We start from the raw sequence: 18,729 nt of genomic DNA, 5'->3' as shown, positions 1-18,729 counted from the left end.
AGACGGCCGCGAAGCTACCGCGAGCGGCTCGCCAGTCTCGGAAATCGCTTGCGCAGCGAGTCGTCCAGTTGCAGCAGGAATGGCTGGCCGTAGGGCCCCGCTTCAAGGCCTCGCCGTAGTACATCCGGCGTGTCATCGACATAGTCCAGCGACACCGACGCCACCCCCATGGCGATCGCCGCCACACTGTCCACGTCGCCGCCGTAATTGACGCAGTCACGCAGCAGGCCCGACGTGGAACGGTTGTTGAGCAAGGCGGTATGCACCGCGTGCAACGTTTGAATGGCGTCGCACTCCACCTCGCCGTGCCAGTCGCCGCGCAAGCGGAAACCCGTATCGCGTTCGACGAGCCGTGCAAGCTCGGCTACCGCTTTGTCCTGGTACAACGCGTAATGCACCATTAAGGCGACCACCTTGGACGAAAGAATGCCCTCGGGCGTGTCATGCGTGACGACCGCCTGCGAACGCGAGACCTGATCGATCTCGGCAACCGATGCCAGCAAGCCAAGCGGAACCGAGCGCATGGCGGCACCGTTGCGCCGGCTGCCCGGACGGATCAGCGAACGAAAGTGTCGACCATCGCGGCTTTGATCGAAAAGGCCTTGCAGCCCTTTGGCATAGCCCTGCCGCGGATCGCGGCGATAGCAGCGGACAAATGCCTCGGCGAATTCGTCGCTGCTGGCTGGCCCACCGGACAACAATACTTCGCAGACGGCAATGCTCATCTGCGTGTCGTCGGTGTAATGGCCCGCAGCGATGCCCGTTTCGTGCGGCACGAAACGCATCAATGTATTGAAGCGTTCGATTTTCTCGCGGGGTGCGAACTCGAAGCCGGCACCATAGGCATCTCCGATGGCGATATCGACAATCACGACGAAACTCCCGATGACGCGCTTCTAGCGACTGTAAGACGGCGCTTCCATGTTCATGGGGGCGGGATTCAGAAGCACCCAGGACACCGCCAATTGCGCCAGGCGCTCCGGATCACCGGATTTGCGCTTCACCGCCGCGACCAGCGAACGGGTCTGTTCGATATCGTCCGGCGGCAAGGCATGACCTCGCTGCACGATTTGAAGGAACGCATCAGCCATCTTTTTGAAGTCCGTATCCCAGTTGTTACCGCCGTTGTGGTGAATTTCGCGAAATATGCGCCCCGTTATGCGAATGGCTTCGCCTTGAGCCGTCATCGCGTGGCCGTTTGAAGGAACCAGCAGCTCCCACAACTCCTGATGTTGCTCCTGCCACGTGTTCGACTTCACGCGGATGGGTGATTTCGAATCGTGCATGACGCGACGCTCCACGGGTTGCACCGAGAAAAGGTCGTAGAGCTTGTCCAGGCCGGTGCTGGCGGCATCGATCAGGTCGGGATTGAAGCCGCTGCGGTGAAACTCGAAGCGTTTACCGATGGCTTCCACCAGCTCCTGCATTCTCGCGGTTCGCTTGGCGCCAAGTTCGAGCAGGCACTCGCCAAACTTGGCCATGCGCTCCAGATCGGCGTTGTTGCATCGGCTCAATGCCAGCTCCAGGGCGGTCAATCCCTGCTTGTTCGGTCGATCGATCTCAGCCCCCCAGTTAACGAGAAGCCGCACATTGTCGACGTGATAGGAGCTGGCTGCGCAGTGCAGCGGAGTGCCCAATGAGGACGTATCGCTGTGGATATCGGCACCCAGGTCCAGCAGCACGCCAATGCTGCTTCGGCGGCTGCGCGCCCTGGCGTGCAGCGGCGTAAAGCCCCAGGTATCGGCAGCCAGCAGGTCTGCACCTTGAAGAACGAGCCACGCCGCCAGCTCATCGGGGCAATTGTCAAAAGCCAGTGTCGTTTGTTTGGCGAATCCGCCGCGCGCATTGACGTCGCAGGTGTCGAATACGGCCTTAAGTTCGGCGACATCGCCTAGCTCCAACAACTGTTCGATGTCCTTGGGCAGAGATTTCTTCTTGGTCTTGGTCATGCAACGGGATCTCTTTATTTGGTCGCTGGCCCGGGAGCGGCAACCGGTATCGCTCCCATCTTTTTCAGCGATTCGCGCAGCGAGGGAATGCCGTTCCATCCGGCGAATTTGCCCGACAGTTGCCCATTCTTGAAGACGTAGAACGTGGGCATTGCCCACGAATCCAGGCGGGTCCATTCGCGCTCCTGCCATGCAATGTCGATAGGCATGTCCGGAAACTTCGTGTTCCAATCCCTGACTTGATCGAACGCTTCGTCTTGCGAAGCCAGCCAGATGGCGTGCTTGACGAACAATGCGTGCAGCGAGGGATCGCTTTCGATCGCCCGCGTCGCGTCCTGCGAGAAATGGCAGGACGCCACCACCACGATACGCAGCGGCGTCGACAGATCGAAAGCCTCGCGGGTGGCCACGTTGGTCGTGCGGTCGAGCGAAAGCGCAGTGGGCCAGCCCTCGTGCAACGGGCTTTGCACGTGGATCGTCGGCAGGCTGTCGCCGCCCATCTTTGGATGTTGCGCGGACAGCTGGCGGGCGGCATCGAACTGACGCAGCGTAATCAAGGCGTGATACAGACCGGCATAATCCGTGTCATCGGCCATGCCGCGACGACCCATTTCGGCGAGATCGAAGTGAAGCTGGCCGACTTCTTCATCGTGCGGATCGAGCGAGACGGCCGCCTGCGCGGCGCGCTTGAGCAAGCGAAGGTCGGGAGCGCTCACCGACCGGATGGTCGCCGGATTCTGATACATGCCAAAAAGCTGCTCATAGTGCTGACGGTAAGCGTCGAACCGGGCCTGGTCGGGCAAGGCAAAATTTTCCTTGGCAAGTACGAGATGATCGTAGCGCTGCTCGATGTCGCTCTCCGGGCATTGATCGACGGCACAGCCGCGCCGTTTCGCATCCGCTTCTCGTTCGCCACGCAACTGCGCTGCCTTGGCGTCGTCCAGGCCGATTCCTTGCGTATAGGTCTGCAGGCCGAACAGTGCGTACACCGCTGCGGCTTGTGACTTGGTCAATTCATTGGACGCATCGTCCATGCCGAATGTGCCGAGGCCCCGTGGCGTGAAACCCAGGGACGCCAGGAAACGCGTGCGTGCGCCCGGCGAAAATTGATCGAGCGGGGAAGCACCTTTGGGTGTTTCCTTCAGGTACGCATCCAGTGCCGCTTGCGTCGTAATGACGGATCTCGCCGTTGCCGCGGCCTTGGTGACGATGAACAAACGGCAGCCCGTGGCGCAGGCGAAATAGGCCTTGCCGTGCTGGTAATCCAGCGTCATCACGAAGTGCTGGTAGATGTTGGCGCCTGCCGAGCCCTGCACCGGGCCGCTCATATAGTTTTCGAGGTTGTCGATGTTTCGGTCTGGCCGTTCGGTAAACCACACAGGGCCGACCGACCAACCGGCGATTTGTACTTGCGGTACGCGAATCAAGCGCGAGTGGCCCACCAGGTCGTCGCCGTTCTCGACAACGGGCCACTCCGGATGATGTGTATGCCAGCGGTCGATGAGGCTGCGCGGGGCGTAGCTCGTTACCCCATAGCCGTGCACGGTAGGCGTGCCTGCGGCCTGTTCGCCTGCCGCGGTGGGCTTGGCCGTGGCGCCGGTATCCAGCAGCATCGGCAGGTCTTCGCCGTCGATTCGCAGATGAATGCGCGGCAGGCCCGCCGGATGGCCGTCGGGATCGTGCGGCAGTTCCATCGCTATTTCGTGGTACCGGGGTGTTGGCGTCCAATGGCTTGCTTCGCGCCACAGCTGCTGGTGCGGATAGTCGAACGTCCACGTCTGGCCCGGCAAATAGCCGGCGCCGAGAATGCCATCCAGGTTGCCGGCGCCAAACACCTTGTCGGGCAGCACCATGGCCGTCGCGTGGCAGGGCGTCGCGCGTGACGGCGACGGCAGCGATGCCGCCAGCAGCGGCGCGTCGACTACGGGTATTTCAGCATTGCCGAACCCGCACGACCTGGTGTTCCATCCAAGTCGTTTTACGGTTGCGGCGGCAAGCACGAACAATCCACTTCCGCCGGCTCCACCCGTATCGACCAGCAAACGCAGCGGCTTGCTGCCGGGAATGGAAGGCAGGACATAGAAATGGCCAACCTCATACACCGCGTTTATCTGCTGGCGAACATCTGGCTCGCCGGCCGCTACGTTGCCGGCCATGGCGGCAAGCGCCATCCACATCACTGCATGTCTCACTAACCGATCTCCTCGTGGTGCTGCTCGGCGATGGCAGCGACGGTGATGGCCTTCATCTATGCGGTTGCCGCAGAGGCTGCCTCGTTGATCAGTGCGGCGACCTCGCCTGGCCGCGAAGCAAGCGAGGCATGGCTTGCTTCGAGATGGATGGTCTTTTTGGCGTTCATTCGCCCGGACATCTTTTTCTGGTTTTCAGGATGGATCATCCGGTCGTGGTTGGAAATCTGATACCACGACGGTTTGTGCCGCCAGGCCGGATCGGTCACGGTGTTGCCGAATGTGGTCGCCAGCGGTGCCTTCTGGGTCACGGCCATGATCAGGCCTTCGTCGGCGCTCAGATCCTGGCAGAAGCTCTCGTGAAACTTGTCCTGCTTCAGCCACAGATATCCGTCGCTGTCCGGCGCCAGGTTGGGCGCGGCTTCCGGCGGGTTTTCCTGCGTGATGCCACCCGGGCTTTCGCCGGCATCCGGCGCAAAGGCCGCGATGAAAACCAACGCACGGACGTTCGGCTGGTTCCCCGCTTCGCTGATGACGGCGCCACCGTAAGAATGGCCCACCAGTACCACCGGCCCCTGGATCTGGGCCAGCATCTTGCGCGTGCGTTCGGCATCGTCGGCGAGAGAGGTCAGTGGCATCTCGACCGCATGAAGCTCGTCGTAGCCCAGGCGTCTGAGTTCCAGAATGACCTTGGCCCAATGAGCCGCTCCGCCCCAGAAACCGTGAACCAACACGACAGCAGGCTTGTTGCTCATGATCTTCTCCACCCCTGGATGTGGTTGAAAAGAGGTCGTTTGCCCATTTGCAGACGGCGTGCAGCAATCGCTCCGTCCGGGATGCACCATGCCAACTGAGGACATTGGACCCTCTGCCCCGGCAGGAACCTCAACCGGGGCAACGATTCTGCGCCCAAAGAAGAGCGCTCACCAAGTGGCAAACGCGCAAAGTGACGAAGTGGTTGTCAGCGTTGCGAACGACCCAAGAAGGACCCGCACCACGCCACTATCGCTTGCGCGAAGCCCATGCCTCGCATCGCCGAACATCCGCCTCGCCGATTCTTCGCGCCACGATGATTTGGTTATCGGGCTGCCCCGATGCCGCCTCGACGGCATTCCAGGAATCGCCTTCGCCGAACAGGCCGTTGGGCGTCGGCTTTACCGTGACGCCGTAGCCCGCATCCGGTGAACGAAAGAGCTCCAATGTCACCAAGCTGTCCAGGTAACGCCAATCCGTAATGCCAAACGGCGAAAGACCCGCGTATCCGTGGTATCCGCGCTGACTCATGCGCGTCAATGCGTAGCATGCATTGGGTCGCGCACCCGGTGCCGAAGGGGAATACGACGAATCCAGGCGACTCACCGTGGATCGGTCCAGCGTTTTGTCAAAGAGCACCACGTGCCCTTTCACCAGGACATTCGAGCTGTCCGCCGAAGCGCACAGCCCGCGGCAAATCCATATCTCGTAAGTGCCCGCTATCGACGGTGCCTGGGTATCCGCCGCTGCGGCCTGCCTGTTTGCGCCAACCAAGCTGCAGGTGCCGAGTGTCAGTACGAGAAGCCAGCATCGACGGACCTTTGCAACCTGTGTGGCGATGCTCACGTTGCTCCTCCTTGATGTGATCGATCGCAGCGACGAAATTAACTAGTAATGATGTTCAATGTCTGCAGGCATCGATACCCAGCCGTGCATCCGTTCTTCGTAATTGGATGCGACGGGCGCGGGAAAGCGCGGGTCCGCGAACGCACCTACGGGAATGGCGACGAGATCCTCATTACCTTCGGTGACGTAGTAAACCGTGGTGCCGCAGTGAGGGCAGAACTCGAAGTGGGCTCTATTGCCCTCGTCGCTGATCCGAACATACCGGGTCGACGTGCCCGACAGCTCCAGGCCGTCCCGGCGAAAACGCGCCTGTACGGCGAACACGCTGCCGGATCGGCGCTGGCAGTCGAGGCAGTGGCAAATCGACACCCGGATGGGGTCTTCGGATGTCGTCACGGACAGCTGGCCGCAGCTGCATGAGGCGATGCGTTTAGTCATGGGCAGACCCAATGGTTGAACCGGCGACGAGCGCTAGTTACTGACGAATTTCGGCTTCGACCAGCTGCGCCAGCAACACCAGCGACTCCTGCCAGCCCAGATAGCACGCCTCCGCGGGAATCATCGGCGGAATACCTTCCTGCACCACGGTCAGCTCCGTACCGCAGAAAACCTCGCGCAGCGATACCGTTGTCTGCATGGTCCCCGGCAGATTCGGATCGTCGAATACGCCCGTGTAGCGAAGCCGCTCGTTGGGCACCAGCTCCAGGTATTCGCCGCCGAACGAGTGGCCGCCGCCGGTGGTGAAGTTGGTGAAGGACATCCGGTAGTTCCCCCCCACCTTGGCATCCAGCGCGTGGACCTTGCCGGTAAAGCCGTTGGGCGGCAACCACTTGGCCAGGGCTTCGGCATCCAGGAAGGCGCGATAGACCCGCTCGGGCTTGGCACGGAGAACGCGGTGGAGCCGCACGGTTTGAGTCGACATGGATTAACTCCGCAAGTAGAGGACAGCCCTCTGATCTCTACGACGAATGTGGCAAGCCGAAATGGACACGCCTATTCGACGGCTTCCCGCAACGTCGCGCTGGACAATGCCGCGACGTAGAGAGGGAATAGCGCATAGCCAGACAGCATCGACAGGACCTGCGCGATCGAGCCGTATGCGCCACCCTGCTCGTCGCCGACGAAGAACGAAAAGAACCAGAACGCCCCCATGGCGATCAATGTAACGCGGCTTGCTGTCGAATGGCCGGTGGTTGCCAGGCATGCGGCTGGAAACAGCCGCGCCAGGAAATGCCAGATGATCCAGCCGGCGGGCAGAAGCAGGCACAACAGCAGGCCCCAGCCCGGCAATCCCAACCCCTGGGCAGCGAGCGCCATGTCCGCATGGGTGGCAAAAACCCGCATGGGCACGTAGCTCCATACATTACCGGCGCACATCAGCGCGAACCAGAAACAGGCGAGTGCGGCCCAGCGGCGATTGGCCAGGCGATAGAAAGCGGCCATGGCCAGCAGGTAACCGAGGCCATTGCCGAGGAAGGTGCCGGCGAGCGCGATCATGGCAGCAGCGACGCGATGGCCACTGGCGAAGATCGGGGTGTAGCTCACGTTGTCGGAAACGTCGCCAAGAAAAATGACGTTGGACAGCGTGGGGCTCCCATAGTCGATCCCGAACGGCGAGGACATCCAGCCAAGCGACCACGCCAGCACGCTATGTGCATATTCGTGGATCAGGTAGGCGGCGGCGTGCGCGGCGATCGAGAGCAGTATGCACATCAGTGCAAAGCGAGCCAGACCATCACGCAGGTGCATCGAGGGTGCTGCACGTTTCATTGACCTTCCTCTGGTTGTGGCTGGAAATATCCCTTTCGGGTCGGAGCTGTTGCCTCAGGCTGACACGTGGCGAAGCATCGATGTCCTAGCGATCTATTCGTGAACGGAGCGGATGAAACGCGCGGGATTGCCGCCAACGAGGCTGTTGGGAGGCACATCCCGGGTGACCACCGAGCCTGCTGCGACGACGGCATTCTCGCCCACCGTTACCCCGCCAAGAATCGTAGCGCCGGCCGCGATCCAGACGTTCCGTTCGATCACGATCCGCTTGCCGATCGTAACCGACCGGCGTTGCGCCGGATCTAGCGGATGGCCCGACGTGATGATGCTGACATTCGGCCCGATCATCACGTCGTCGCCGATGTGCAGGCCGCCCAGGTCGTAGAACGTGCAGTTCTGGTTGATGAAGACATTTCGCCCCACGCTTATCTCATCTCCGCCGGAAGTGTAGAAAGGCGGGATCAGGGTGAAGCCCGGGTCGACCGGTTTGCCGATGAGTTCGCCGAACAGGGTGCGAATGTCGTCGCCGTCGCTGAATGTCAAACGGTTGAGCGCGGCGGTGATCAGTCCCGCTCTTTTGACATCGGCGACCATCTTTGCCGATTCCGGCGTTCTGCCGCGAATGATCTTGGTGCGATCGCCTGGTTGCATTTTCTCGCGCGGGTGAGTCGTGGAAGTGGGTGACACTCTACAACTGAGTCCAGGCATTCAATATCGCGGGGCTATGCGACCGTAGTCAATGCATCCTCCGGCACATACGCACCGAGTGCTGGTGCGCTTTGATATCAGCGAGCCGGGCGATTAGGCGCCTGGTCATCAAAAGGGGCTCCATTTATGTCAAAAGTCACGTTGGCGGCCGCGCTCGTTTTTTCCTTGGCGACCATGCACGCAACGGCAGCGTCAGCCACGGAGCAAGCGGGTGGCGACGACGTTGATCGGGTGGTAAGGCAGTACATGCAGCAAAAAAAGATCCCCGGCGCCTCGGTGGCTGTGATCAAGGACGGCAAGTTGGTCAAGGAAGCCAGTTACGGTCTGGCCAGTGTCGAGTTGAACGTGCCCGTTACGGACAAGACGCTGTATACGCTTGCTTCCACCACCAAGGAATTCACCTCCGTAGCCATCATGGCACTGGTGGAGGACGGCAAGGTGTCGCTGGACAAATCCGTTCGTGACTATCTGCCGGAGCTCCCGGCCAGTTGGGGGGCGGTCACCGTCCGGCATTGCCTGTCGCATACCTCGGGCCTGCCCGATGGAGACGCCGCCGACAACGTCAATGTCACGCCGCTGGCGGGCACACAAGCCGATCTGATGAAGCTGTTGGTGACGCGTCCCGTCGGGCAGCCTGGCGTGAAGACGGTCTACAACCAGACCGAGTTCATGCTGCTCGGCGACATCATCGAACGCGTGACCGGCAAGCCGTACAAGCAATACATCGAAGACCGGCTGCTGAAACCGCAGGGCATTACCGACATGCAGTGGGGCGATGCCTGGACGGTGGTCCCTGGTCGTGCCTCGCTTTATACGGCGGTGGAACCGACCTCCGATCGCTTGAAGCTGCAGATCGACGCGAAAGGCGAACCGGTGATGTCCAAGACCGGCATTCACGCATTTGGGTCCAAAGCGGTTCCCGAATGGCTGACGCCTGCCGCGGGCCTCAATGGCAACATCCAGGACATGGTGCGCTGGGAGTCCGCGCTTTGGAGCGGAAAAGTCATCAAGCCGCAGACGCTGGCGATGATGGGCGAAGCCTACAAGTTGCGCGATGGTAAAGCGGGCGACTTCGGATTGGGATTGATCCCCGACCCGTTCCCGGGAACAGGCGAGCCCACCGTATCCTCGGGCGGCGGAGCGGCAGTGTGGATCGTTACGCTTCCCAAGAGCCACATCACGACGATCGTGCTGACCAACCTGCAAGGGTCATCGCCTCCGATGTTGGCGCTTGAGGTGCTGCAGGCTTACCGCAAGCAACCCATGCCGACCGGGATTTGAAGAAATTGGTTGATCGCTAATAGCGGGAAAATGGTGGCCGGGCGTGGAAGAACCTCACGCCCGGCTAGCAGCGACACCTGCTACGCGAGCGCATAGGGCAAGACGTGCAGAAGCTAAAGTTCCAAATGGAGGAACTGGTTGAAGGCACTGGGCGTGTAATCAGCAAACGCTTCGCCTTGCTTGAATCCGCGCTTGCGGTACAGGGTAAGCGCCGGTTCGAACGGCGCACCGCTGCCGGTCTCCAGGCTTAGCCGTTTCATGCCGCGCTCCCTTCCTACGCCGATGATGTGCTCCAGAATGGCCGCGGCACCGCCCAGCCGCACGCGATCCGGATGAGTGCGCATGGATTTCAGCTCGCCGGTGGCGTCCCCTAGATCCCGCAGTGCGCCCACCGATACGATCCGGTCGTCGAGCCATGCACTCCAGACGGTGACATTCGGTTCCTTCAAGCCGGAGAGATCGAGCGCGAACACGCTGCCTGCCGGCGAGCTGGCGTGCATTTCCCGCAAGTGAAAGGTCAGCAGATCCTGGGTGAATGGACCGGTCAGATCGTCTTCGCGGATAACGAAGACGGGTGCGCGAGTGTGCATGGCTTGCGTATCCTGCTATGGCAGATCATCGAACTTTTCTGTGGCGCTTCGCTGCGGCGATCACGAAAGCATCAACGGCAACCACATGCCGATCAGTGCACGATAGACGCCAAAGCCGGTCAATGCCGCCAACGCCACGAGCAGCGTGGCAACCGCGTAGCGACCCGCCGCGGCGCGTGCCTTTTCGGCGCGCAGATAGGCCTCGAGCACCAGCAGCGGCACGATCCATTCGCCAGCTGCCAATGCAAGCAATGCCGGTCCGCGCATCGTTCGCGGATCGAAGCCGGCAACGCCGCCGTTGATGGCGATCCACGAAGCCAAGCCAATACGAAAAAGCCACACGCCGGCAGCGAGCACGAACAGCCGCAATGCCCAGCGCCGATGCGCCGCAAAATCGCCGGCGCGTGCGCGCTGCCACGCCAGCACCGCGCATGCCAGCAAAAGCACGCCGTTGATGGCGACGTTCCCGTTTTGCGAAGCGCCGACGAGGTCGCGACCGGCTGCCATCATGACCAGTCCCGCCAGCCCGACGATGATCGCAACCGTGGCGTAGATGCGGCCATTCCAGCGGTGGAACCACGGTGCGTGGCGGCGCAGCGCGGGAATCAGTTGCAGCCCTCCGCAGCAGGCGACGATCGCGGCTAGCAGTACGTGGACGGCAACGATCAGATTGGCCAGCGGCTGGTCGCGGACATAGCCAGTGGGAAACACGCGGTTCCAGGTCGCCACGCGACCGGTCAGCGTCGCGACGCCATAAGTGCCGACGATGTATGCGCCGAATGCGGCCTGGCCGGCCATGGCGACGGCCCACCAAGTCGCCGCGGCGAACCGCATCGCGGGAAGCCCTGCGGCGGCGGTGCGTACCGCTTTGTGTCGGCCCGACGCCTTCTCGGCGCTTGGAGCCACAGTCGAATCACCAGGCTCTCGTATCCCTGATGCGGTCGCGGTGGTGTCTTGCATGGACTTTTCGCTCCACGTCGGTTTCGTAACGCGCCGGATAACGTCTCAGCTTCGGGCAAGCATGGTCTTAAGGCGTGATTTGCATGTCCATGAAAATCGGTAGCCCATCTTCACTGGCATAGGCGGGCAGTGCGGGGAACGGTGCGGCCGCGAATTTGGCTGCGAAGCACTTGGCCATTTTCGTGGCCGGCCGCACCTCTATGTCACTGGCCGAACCGTTGCTCAAAAGGGTTGCGACCAAGGTGAAGCGCCCGGTGTCTGCCTTTGTGCCCTTCGGAAAGCAAAGGACCATGGCCTTTTGCACGTCGTTGCCAATGGCGCCATACAGGACCTTGTCGTATGCCTGGCCTTGCGGCGTCTCTTCCAACTTGCTGGCCGTCGATACGCGCTGGTCAAAGGAGTCCTTGGCCGTTGTGCTTGCCGAAGCCAAACCGAGCATTGCCAACAAAAGCGCTTTCATGCGCGTTCCCTTTTTGCGGTGGTCGTTCGGCAGCGCGTTCCGTCTGTCCAGAGAGCATGGCACAGCCGAAACCGGCAGCTCAATTCTTCGAAGGAACCGGCGCGAAATAGCTGGTCGCCCCCATCGCACCGAACGCATCGACGCCTCCGCCAGTACCGGTGCCCAACGTCCACGCGCACGTTGCGTAGTTGCCTACAGCGTCGAAATACATGAAACCTTTCACCAGCGGAAAGGCATAGCCGCCGGGATTGGGCTTGCCTTCGAGTTCCGCGGCAGCGAGGCCCAGGTAGGTGGCCTGCTCGGCGGGACATTCGCCCGTTTCCGAGATCAACATGGGCTTGCCCTTGCTTTGGAACTCCGCATAGAAGGGACTGAAGATCGGGCCGAAGTCGTTGACGTCCTGTTTGTCGTAGCCATCGACGCCGATCCAGTCGACCACGTCGTCGCCGGGATAGTAGGGCATGGGGTCTTCCGAGGAATCATCGGCGCGGTTCGGATTCCACAGCCAGGTCACATTGGTCACTCCCTGGTTCTGGAAAATCTGGTGAATATAGCGCCACGCCTTGATATAACCGGCGGCACCGCTGGTGCCGAGGCAATTCTGGTGATTGGCGTCCGGCAGATTCATCTCCCAATACCAGCGGATGAAGACCGGATGGCCGAAGGCCTTGATGGCATTGGCGGTGTTCTCGATCAAGGCGTCGTCCGCGCCGGCCACCACGTTGTCGTCGCTGTCGCCGCAATGCCAGGTGACCACTGGTGTACGGCCGTTCAAGGCATCGTCCTCCATGGTCGAGTCGGGAAAGCTTTGGGTGTCGGAGCCCGGCTTCAGGCGCCACGCGTAGTAATGCATGTGCAGCGCCAAGGTACGGCCGATGGCGGTTTCCAGATTCTTGGTGGCTTGGGGAAACTGATCGTTGGTGCCGGGCGGATTGACCCATGCGCCGAAGTAAGCACCGCTGGCGGGTGGTTGAATGGTCTGGGCCAGGGCATTGTTGACGAGCAAAGGCAGGCACAGCGAACCGACAACAGTTAGAAAAGCGATACGGCTTGGCATGATCGAATCTCCTGTCAGTGAGTGGACTCGCGCAAATACAGCCGATATCAACGAAGCGCCACGCTTGCGCGTTGACTGGCCAGTGTTGCGAGCCCGGCTTCCTGCTTGCGCCGTCACATCCTTGCGGCTGTCGTGACAGTGATCTGACCGTTTACCGTCACGAAATCGCTAGGCGGCGAGCGCAATGTTTTCGACTGCGTCGAGGTGGCGTGAAGAGCATTGTTTCTTTCCGGCTTTCACGGCGACAGCCTCGCGCAAGCCTATACTTCGCGCATTCGGCCGCGACTCGCGTTGTTTCCACATCGAAGGGGAATGTGTCCGTGCAACGACGTCAATTTCTGCGCCACGCGAGCACGACGCTCGCGCTCGCTTCCACCGCCACGCTTGCCGGTTGCGTCCGCCAGGCGGTCATGCCGAGCGCGAAGTCGGCGGTTCCGCGCGCTGCGCAACTGGCATCGGGCATGGCGGAGCTGGCGCCGGTCAGGGCCGAGGTGGACCGCATTACCGGTGTCTATGTGTGCACGCGTCCATTCCGTGCGGCAGGCCCGCGCATCGAGCTGGAAAAGCTGGGCGAGAAAGCCATCGTGCACAACTACGGACACGGCGGCAGCGGTTGGTCGCTGTCGTGGGGTTCGAGCACGCTTGCCGTGCGCATGGCGCAGACCACCGGCGTGCGTGAACTGGGCGTCATCGGCTGCGGCGCGTTGGGACTTACTTCGGCCTTGCTGGCGCAGCGTGCCGGCTTGTCGGTGCGCATCTACGCCAAGGCGCTGCCGCCGGATGTGTTTTCGATGCGTGCCACCGGCCTGTGGACGCCCGATTCGCGCATCTGCGATGCGCAGCACGCCGCCGAATTCGGCGACCGCTGGGAAACCATGGCGCGCATCTCGTATGCCCAGTACCAGAGCATGCTGGGCTTGCCCGGCGATCCGATCGAATGGATCGACGGCTATCACCTGCTCGATACCGCTCCTGGCCAGCAAAAAGACGTCGTTTCCGATGAGCCCGACTACGGCGATCTGAGCGATCGCATCAGCGATCTGGGGCCGGGCTCCGTCACGCTTCCCCTCGGCAGCACGCCGTTTCCGTTGCCGGCACGCCGCTTCAGCATCATGATGTTCAACATCACCAGCTATGCGCGCATGCTGATGTCCGATTTTCTGCTCGCGGGCGGAAAAATCACCGTGCGCGAATTCGTCCATCCGCGCGAGTTGCAGGCATTGCCCGAGCGCACTCTGATCAACGCTACGGGCTACGGCGCCAGGGCATTGTTCAACGACGACTCGATCATTCCCGTGCGCGGCCAGACCGCACGGTTGATTCCGCAACCTGAAGTGAATTACGCGCTCAACGCGAAGAACCTCAGCATGGTGCCGCGCCGCGACGGCGTACTGGTGCAGGTGCTGGGCGATACCGGCAATTTCAACAATGCCGACCTCACGCCCAACCGCGCCGCCTCCGAAGCGGCGGTGCGGCAGCTGGCCGGCATCATGGCGAGCATGCGCAATACTTGAAAGAGCCTAGGGCTCGGCGGGAGGAGGAGGCTGCAGCTTCACCAGCAGTTCCTCGAAGGCGGCGATCTGCTCGTCCATGGCGTCGTGCAGTTCGCTCTGTCGCGTCATCAGCGTTTCGATCGCTCCGGCCTGCTTGAGCTTCTTCAGTTCGCCGTCGAACAGCAGCCATTGCGCCGTCAGTGTTTCGACGTTGTTCCCCGCATAGTGGCGCATCTCCTTGAGTTGCGCAATGACGTCGTTGACGTGCTCGAACGGAGTCTTCGTAGCCTCGGACATGGCGGCATCTCCAGTCTGATCGTCTCGACAGGGTAGCCGCTCCAAGCTGGCTGCCGGCGAAACGTCATCGCGGCGTGATGGCCGGCAGCACCGGCTGGAGACGTGCCCCGACAGGGCCGGCGCCATTGGTCATGCCGGTGACCAATGGCACTGGGTGCCGGTGCGGGCGGCGATGATGATTCCATCGAGGGATCTCTCTTGCGCGTTTCCGAAGTGCCTGGAACAGGCTTGTCAACGCAGCGTCCCGGGGGACTTATGAGCGATCGGCGATATGTACGCGGTGTTTCCACGGCGGCAGTGGCTGCCGCTTTTCTGATGCTTCTGCTTTGGCAGCGCGCTCACGGCGGCGTGCCGAGCCATCATCTTTTCGATCGTGCCGACCTGCCGGCCTTTTCGAACTGGTGGGGCGGTTTGCTGCTTCCGCTGATGACGTGGTTTTTGATTGGCCGCACGCAGAAGCGCATCGCATTGCAGGGCGAGGGTGCCAGGCGCTACGCGCTGTTCGGTTTTGCCGCGGCCGTGCTGTTTGGTGTGCTGTTGTCCGTATTTTTCACGCTCGACATCGAGGCGGTCAGCAACGGCATGTTCGAGTCGCTGTTTCTGCTTGCATTGTTCCTGCCCATCTATCGGGCAGAATGCCTGCTGGGCCTGGTGCTCGGCATGGCCTATACGTTCGGCGGCGTGTTGCCGAGCATCATCGGTTCAGTAATGGCGCTGATCACGATGGTGATCTATTGCTACGTGAGAGCCTGGTTGTTGTGTATCGGCTACTCATTCGCTGGAATGTTCAAGCGATCCAGAACTTAGAAGTTTCCATTACGAGCAACGTAGAGAGGGCGTGTCCATGCATTCGTCTTTTCGTACACCGGGGTGGTTTTACTTCGTGCTTGCGTTTGGCATCACGTGGGCGTTCTGGCTAGTGCCCGTGCTGGCAAGCCGCGGCGCGTTGCCGGTAGGCCATGGCGTGCAACTGGCCTGCCTGTTCGCCGGCTCCTTTGGACCTTTTATAAGCGCTTTTGTCGCCGTCTATCGCGATGGCGGTTGGCTGGCGGTACGCGAATTTGCCGGTCGCGCCCTGCGTTATCGCATGGGACTTTTCTACTTTCTCGCGGCGATGTTGCTGGTGCCGATCGCCGGCGCCGTGTCGATGTTGTGGATGGCCGGCCACGGCGGGGCGCCGTTCGCCCTGCAGGTCTCGCTGAGCCACTTTCCCTTGCTGTATGCAGAACTGTTCATCTTCGGCGGTTCGGTCAACGAGGAGTTCGGCTGGAGCTATGCCACCGATCGGCTGCAGCAGCGCCAGAGCCTGCTGCGTGCGGCGGTGTGGCTGGGCGTGATCTGGGGCTGCTGGCACATTCCGCTGTTTTTTATCACCGGCCTGACGCAGTCGTTCCTGCCGTTCTGGGCGTTCCTGGTGTTTACCGTCGCGCTGCGCATCGTGATCGTGTGGGGCTACGTGAGCACGCGGCAAAGCATCCTGGTCGCGTTGCTGTTCCACACGGCGAGCAATTTTTCGTTCAACCTGTTCGCCGTGGTGGATCGCTCACCCAAGCACGACGAGCGCGGTTTCATCGGTTATGCGTTGGCCATGCTGGTTATTGCGCTGGTGGTGGCCTTTACGGCGCGCTGCTACCGCGGTGCCTCGCAGGATTCGATCGCAAGCGCTGCGCGTTAGACCGACGCGCGACGATAGTCGCGGTGCCACCGTCCCGGCGTATCGGGGTCGAGACGGTGGTTACGGCTGTGGTGGCGCTTCCCGCTCCCGCGCATATCGCGTCGGCGCCATGCCGACGTGGCGCGTGAACGCGACGCTGAAGGTGCTGGCGGAGCGGTAGCCGACGCGTTCGGCAATCGCGGCAATGCTGCCTTCTTCGCGACGAAGAAGGCTTTTTGCCAGCGCCATGCGCCAGGCAAGCAGGTACGACATCGGCGGAACACCTACGGCGCACTGGAATCGCTCGAAAAATGCCGAACGTGATAATGCGGCTATTTTCGCCAACGAAGCGATGGTCCAGGGTTGCGCCGGCTTCTCGTGCATTTGCCGTAGCGCGGAGGCAAGCCGTTCGTCGGCCAGGCCGCGCAAGAGTCCGGGCGATGCCTGTGTTTCGGCGGCGGATCGCAAAGCCTCGATCAACAGCACTTCCAGCAGGCGGGCCAGAACGACATCGCGCGCTGGCCGCATTTCCAGCGATTCGTCGCGGACCAGTTGAACGAGGGTGGTCAAACGCTTTTCGCCGCGAATGTGCACCCGTTGCGGCAGCAGCGAAACCAGCAGTGCTGCGTCGGGCGATCCGAATACGCAATGCCCCACCAGCAGGCGCACGTCGGGAGGTCCGCTTTGTCGGCCGTGCCGCACTTCGTTACGTGGCAGGAACGTGGTCGAGGTCGCGCTGTCGTCGGGACCCTTCGGTTCCAGTGCGGACATGACGAAATCGTCGGCAGCGGGAACCAGCAGGAAATCGCCTTCGCGAAGGAGAATGGATTCGCCGCAGGTTGGGGTGAATACACAACAGCCTTCGAGAATCGCACAGTAATAAGGTCGCCCCATGCGCGCGCGCTGGACGCTCCAATGCCCGGCGGCGCTGACCAGTTTCGAATTGGGGCGCGCCGGGTTGGAGGAGCGTGACGACTTCGGCGAGCGGGTCGATCATGCCTGGACTCCTGCCAATGAAAAGCGGACTTTTTAGTGTAGCAAGTCCGGATTCCAGTCCCTATCTTGTTTGGACACCCCTTTATTGGACTCCCCCATGAAGACCATCCTCATTACCGGATGCTCGTCCGGCTTTGGCTTGGCGACGGCACGCCATTTCCTCGATCGCGACTGGAACGTGATTGCCACGATGCGTACGCCACGCGAAGACGTGCTGCCGCGTTCTTCTCGGCTAAGCGTGCTTCCGCTGGATGTCACCAGCCAGGAAAGCATTCGCGCGGCGGTGGATGCGGCAGGACCGATCGATGTGCTGGTCAACAACGCCGGAATCGGCTGGCTGAATGCGCTCGAAGGCACTCCGATGGAGGTGGCTCGCAGCATCTTCGAGACGAACACGCTGGGGACCATGGCCATGACCCAGGCCGTGCTGCCGCAATTTCGCGAACGCAGGGAGGGTGTCATCGTCAACGTCACCTCGACGGTGACACTCCGGCCGCTCAGTCTGCTTTCCGTGTACACGGCGAGCAAGGCCGCGGTGAACGCGTTTACCGAGTCGCTCGCGCTCGAGCTGGAACCCTTCAATGTGCGCGTGCGATTGGTCTTGCCGGGCCGCTCACCGGAGACCCGCTTTGGCGAAAACGCCCGCGCGCGCATGCAAACGGGCTATCCCGAACCTTACGTCGACACGGTTCAGCGCGTCTTCGCCGGTTGGCAGCAGCCGTCCGCGCTCACCACGGCGCAGGATGTCGCCGAGGCCGTGTGGCGCGCCGCCAACGATCCGGCGTGCCCGATGTCCACGCCAGCCGGTGCAGATGCGATCGAGTGGGCGGCGGCCCGCTGACCCACGTTTTCTCTCACCTCTGTTTGCGACCCGAAGCTGGTCTCGTACGGCAGGGAGGGTATCTGCACAACAGTAGACCGCTCCGCTTGAGTGATAACGTCTGTCGATCCGGCAGCGCTCCGTTCGTCGCTATGCGTACAACGACCACTCTTGTTGGAGGTTCCCGTGTCCAGGCTCAAAGTCCAGGCTTTCTCGGTATCGATCGATGGTTTTGGCGCAGGTCCCGAGCAAAGTCTGGAGAACCCCCTCGGGGTTGGCGGCATGTCGTTGCACGAATGGTTCTTTCACACCCGCACCTTCCATGAAATGACCGAACAAGGACCGGGCGGCGATACGGACATTGACGATGAAATTGCGAAGCAAAGCTTCGTCAACATCGGTGCGTGGATTCTCGGCCGCAATATGTTTGGCCCGGTGCGTGGCCCGTGGCCCGACGACAGCTGGAAGGGCTGGTGGGGCAACAATCCTCCGTATCACGTGCCGGTATTTGTGTTGACGCATTACCCGCGCGAGTCGATCACGATGGAGGGAGGCACGACCTTTCACTTCGTGACCGGCGGCATCCACGAGGCACTGGAGCGGGCCCGGGCAGCGGCGGGCGGACGGGATATCCGCCTGGGTGGCGGCGTGGAAACCGTCCGCCAGTATGTGCAGGCAGGGCTCGTCGACGAATTGCATCTGGCGATATCGCCTACGTTGTTGGGTCGCGGCGAGTCGCTGCTGGGCGGCATCGACTTGACCAAGGCTGGCTTCCGCTGCGTGCGGCATTTAAGCTCGCCCCGCGCCTTGCACGTATTTCTTGCACGGGAGTGATGCGCAAAAACGCAGTCGTGCTCGCTCGTCAGGTAGCCGCGCACCATGCCCGGCATCGCAATAAATTGCCGC

20 protein-coding genes and 1 pseudogene are annotated in these 18,729 nt (G+C 61.6%); 6 read left to right on the top strand and 15 right to left on the bottom strand.

What is annotated here, in order from left to right:
• Window positions 1-14: 14 nt before the first annotated feature.
• The 9 genes from ISS99_RS08270 to ISS99_RS08230 form a co-directional block, all read right to left on the bottom strand.
• Window positions 15-872: an ADP-ribosylglycohydrolase family protein gene (locus tag ISS99_RS08270; RefSeq protein WP_204631138.1), complete on the bottom strand. Its 858-nt coding sequence runs from the start codon at window positions 870-872 to the stop codon at window positions 15-17.
• A gap of 24 nt (window positions 873-896) precedes the next feature.
• Window positions 897-1,949 carry an ankyrin repeat domain-containing protein gene (locus ISS99_RS08265; protein ID WP_204631137.1) on the bottom strand — a complete coding sequence of 351 codons (1,053 nt, stop codon included), beginning with the start codon at window positions 1,947-1,949 and terminating at the stop codon, window positions 897-899.
• Window positions 1,950-1,963: 14 nt separating this feature from the next.
• Window positions 1,964-4,141, bottom strand: a complete 2,178-nt coding sequence (locus ISS99_RS08260) for a pepsin/retropepsin-like aspartic protease family protein (protein ID WP_204631136.1) — start codon at window positions 4,139-4,141, stop codon at window positions 1,964-1,966.
• A gap of 56 nt (window positions 4,142-4,197) precedes the next feature.
• Complete coding sequence (locus ISS99_RS08255) at window positions 4,198-4,893, bottom strand: alpha/beta hydrolase (RefSeq protein ID WP_204631609.1); 696 nt, start codon at window positions 4,891-4,893, stop codon at window positions 4,198-4,200.
• A gap of 247 nt (window positions 4,894-5,140) precedes the next feature.
• Complete coding sequence (locus ISS99_RS08250) at window positions 5,141-5,737, bottom strand: hypothetical protein (protein WP_204631135.1); 597 nt, start codon at window positions 5,735-5,737, stop codon at window positions 5,141-5,143.
• Between the two features lie 42 nt (window positions 5,738-5,779).
• Window positions 5,780-6,175, bottom strand: a complete 396-nt coding sequence (locus ISS99_RS08245; RefSeq protein ID WP_204631134.1) for a GFA family protein — start codon at window positions 6,173-6,175, stop codon at window positions 5,780-5,782.
• Between the two features lie 37 nt (window positions 6,176-6,212).
• Window positions 6,213-6,659 (bottom strand): SRPBCC family protein, encoded by a 447-nt coding sequence (locus tag ISS99_RS08240; RefSeq protein WP_204631133.1) that lies wholly within the window; start codon window positions 6,657-6,659, stop codon window positions 6,213-6,215.
• Window positions 6,660-6,730: 71 nt separating this feature from the next.
• On the bottom strand, window positions 6,731-7,507 hold the full coding sequence (locus ISS99_RS08235) for a hypothetical protein (protein WP_204631132.1): 777 nt from the start codon (window positions 7,505-7,507) through the stop codon (window positions 6,731-6,733).
• A gap of 93 nt (window positions 7,508-7,600) precedes the next feature.
• Window positions 7,601-8,101: a sugar O-acetyltransferase gene (locus tag ISS99_RS08230; RefSeq protein WP_239537803.1), complete on the bottom strand. Its 501-nt coding sequence runs from the start codon at window positions 8,099-8,101 to the stop codon at window positions 7,601-7,603.
• 240 nt (window positions 8,102-8,341) lie between these two features.
• Between ISS99_RS08230 and ISS99_RS08225 the strand changes: the two genes are divergently transcribed.
• Entirely contained in the window at window positions 8,342-9,496 is a 1,155-nt protein-coding gene (locus tag ISS99_RS08225) for a serine hydrolase domain-containing protein (RefSeq protein ID WP_204631130.1), read from the top strand.
• Between the two features lie 113 nt (window positions 9,497-9,609).
• On the opposite strand, the gene ISS99_RS08220 is transcribed toward ISS99_RS08225, so the two are convergent.
• The 4 genes from ISS99_RS08220 to ISS99_RS08205 all read right to left on the bottom strand — a co-directional run bounded on the left by ISS99_RS08220 (window position 9,610) and on the right by ISS99_RS08205 (window position 12,563).
• Window positions 9,610-10,086, bottom strand: coding sequence for a GNAT family N-acetyltransferase (locus tag ISS99_RS08220; protein WP_204631129.1), 477 nt, complete (start codon window positions 10,084-10,086; stop codon window positions 9,610-9,612).
• A 60-nt stretch (window positions 10,087-10,146) separates the two neighbouring features.
• Complete coding sequence (locus ISS99_RS08215) at window positions 10,147-10,992, bottom strand: DUF2306 domain-containing protein (RefSeq protein WP_204631128.1); 846 nt, start codon at window positions 10,990-10,992, stop codon at window positions 10,147-10,149.
• Window positions 10,993-11,113: 121 nt separating this feature from the next.
• On the bottom strand, window positions 11,114-11,506 hold the full coding sequence (locus ISS99_RS08210; protein ID WP_204631127.1) for a hypothetical protein: 393 nt from the start codon (window positions 11,504-11,506) through the stop codon (window positions 11,114-11,116).
• Window positions 11,507-11,585: 79 nt separating this feature from the next.
• On the bottom strand, window positions 11,586-12,563 hold the full coding sequence (locus ISS99_RS08205; RefSeq protein WP_204631126.1) for a glycoside hydrolase family 26 protein: 978 nt from the start codon (window positions 12,561-12,563) through the stop codon (window positions 11,586-11,588).
• A gap of 320 nt (window positions 12,564-12,883) precedes the next feature.
• Between ISS99_RS08205 and ISS99_RS08200 the strand changes: the two genes are divergently transcribed.
• Window positions 12,884-14,077 carry an FAD-binding oxidoreductase/lyase gene (locus ISS99_RS08200; RefSeq protein ID WP_204631125.1) on the top strand — a complete coding sequence of 398 codons (1,194 nt, stop codon included), beginning with the start codon at window positions 12,884-12,886 and terminating at the stop codon, window positions 14,075-14,077.
• Between the two features lie 6 nt (window positions 14,078-14,083).
• On the opposite strand, the gene ISS99_RS08195 is transcribed toward ISS99_RS08200, so the two are convergent.
• Complete coding sequence (locus ISS99_RS08195) at window positions 14,084-14,353, bottom strand: hypothetical protein (protein ID WP_204631124.1); 270 nt, start codon at window positions 14,351-14,353, stop codon at window positions 14,084-14,086.
• A 255-nt stretch (window positions 14,354-14,608) separates the two neighbouring features.
• Between ISS99_RS08195 and ISS99_RS08190 the strand changes: the two genes are divergently transcribed.
• Together ISS99_RS08190 and ISS99_RS08185 are read left to right on the top strand one after the other, a co-directional pair.
• Window positions 14,609-15,160 (top strand): hypothetical protein, encoded by a 552-nt coding sequence (locus tag ISS99_RS08190; RefSeq protein ID WP_204631123.1) that lies wholly within the window; start codon window positions 14,609-14,611, stop codon window positions 15,158-15,160.
• Window positions 15,161-15,197: 37 nt separating this feature from the next.
• Window positions 15,198-16,028, top strand: a complete 831-nt coding sequence (locus tag ISS99_RS08185; protein WP_204631122.1) for a CPBP family glutamic-type intramembrane protease — start codon at window positions 15,198-15,200, stop codon at window positions 16,026-16,028.
• 60 nt (window positions 16,029-16,088) lie between these two features.
• Here the strand turns inward: ISS99_RS08185 and ISS99_RS08180 are convergent.
• Window positions 16,089-17,004 (bottom strand): annotated as a pseudogene (locus tag ISS99_RS08180) (AraC family transcriptional regulator).
• A 96-nt stretch (window positions 17,005-17,100) separates the two neighbouring features.
• Between ISS99_RS08180 and ISS99_RS08175 the strand changes: the two are divergent.
• Together ISS99_RS08175 and ISS99_RS08170 are read left to right on the top strand one after the other, a co-directional pair.
• The gene (locus ISS99_RS08175) at window positions 17,101-17,844 is read left to right on the top strand and encodes an SDR family oxidoreductase (RefSeq protein ID WP_204631121.1); all 744 of its coding nucleotides are present in this window, start codon (window positions 17,101-17,103) and stop codon (window positions 17,842-17,844) included.
• 165 nt (window positions 17,845-18,009) lie between these two features.
• Window positions 18,010-18,657 carry a dihydrofolate reductase family protein gene (locus ISS99_RS08170; RefSeq protein ID WP_204631120.1) on the top strand — a complete coding sequence of 216 codons (648 nt, stop codon included), beginning with the start codon at window positions 18,010-18,012 and terminating at the stop codon, window positions 18,655-18,657.
• The last annotated feature ends 72 nt before the right edge of the window (window positions 18,658-18,729 follow it).

The organism is Dyella mobilis (assembly GCF_016904945.1).
GTDB classification, from domain to species: Bacteria; Pseudomonadota; Gammaproteobacteria; order Xanthomonadales; family Rhodanobacteraceae; genus Dyella_B; species Dyella_B mobilis.
The sequence above is the reverse complement of the archived record's forward strand: the minus strand, read 5'-3'. Positions and strand labels throughout refer to the sequence as shown.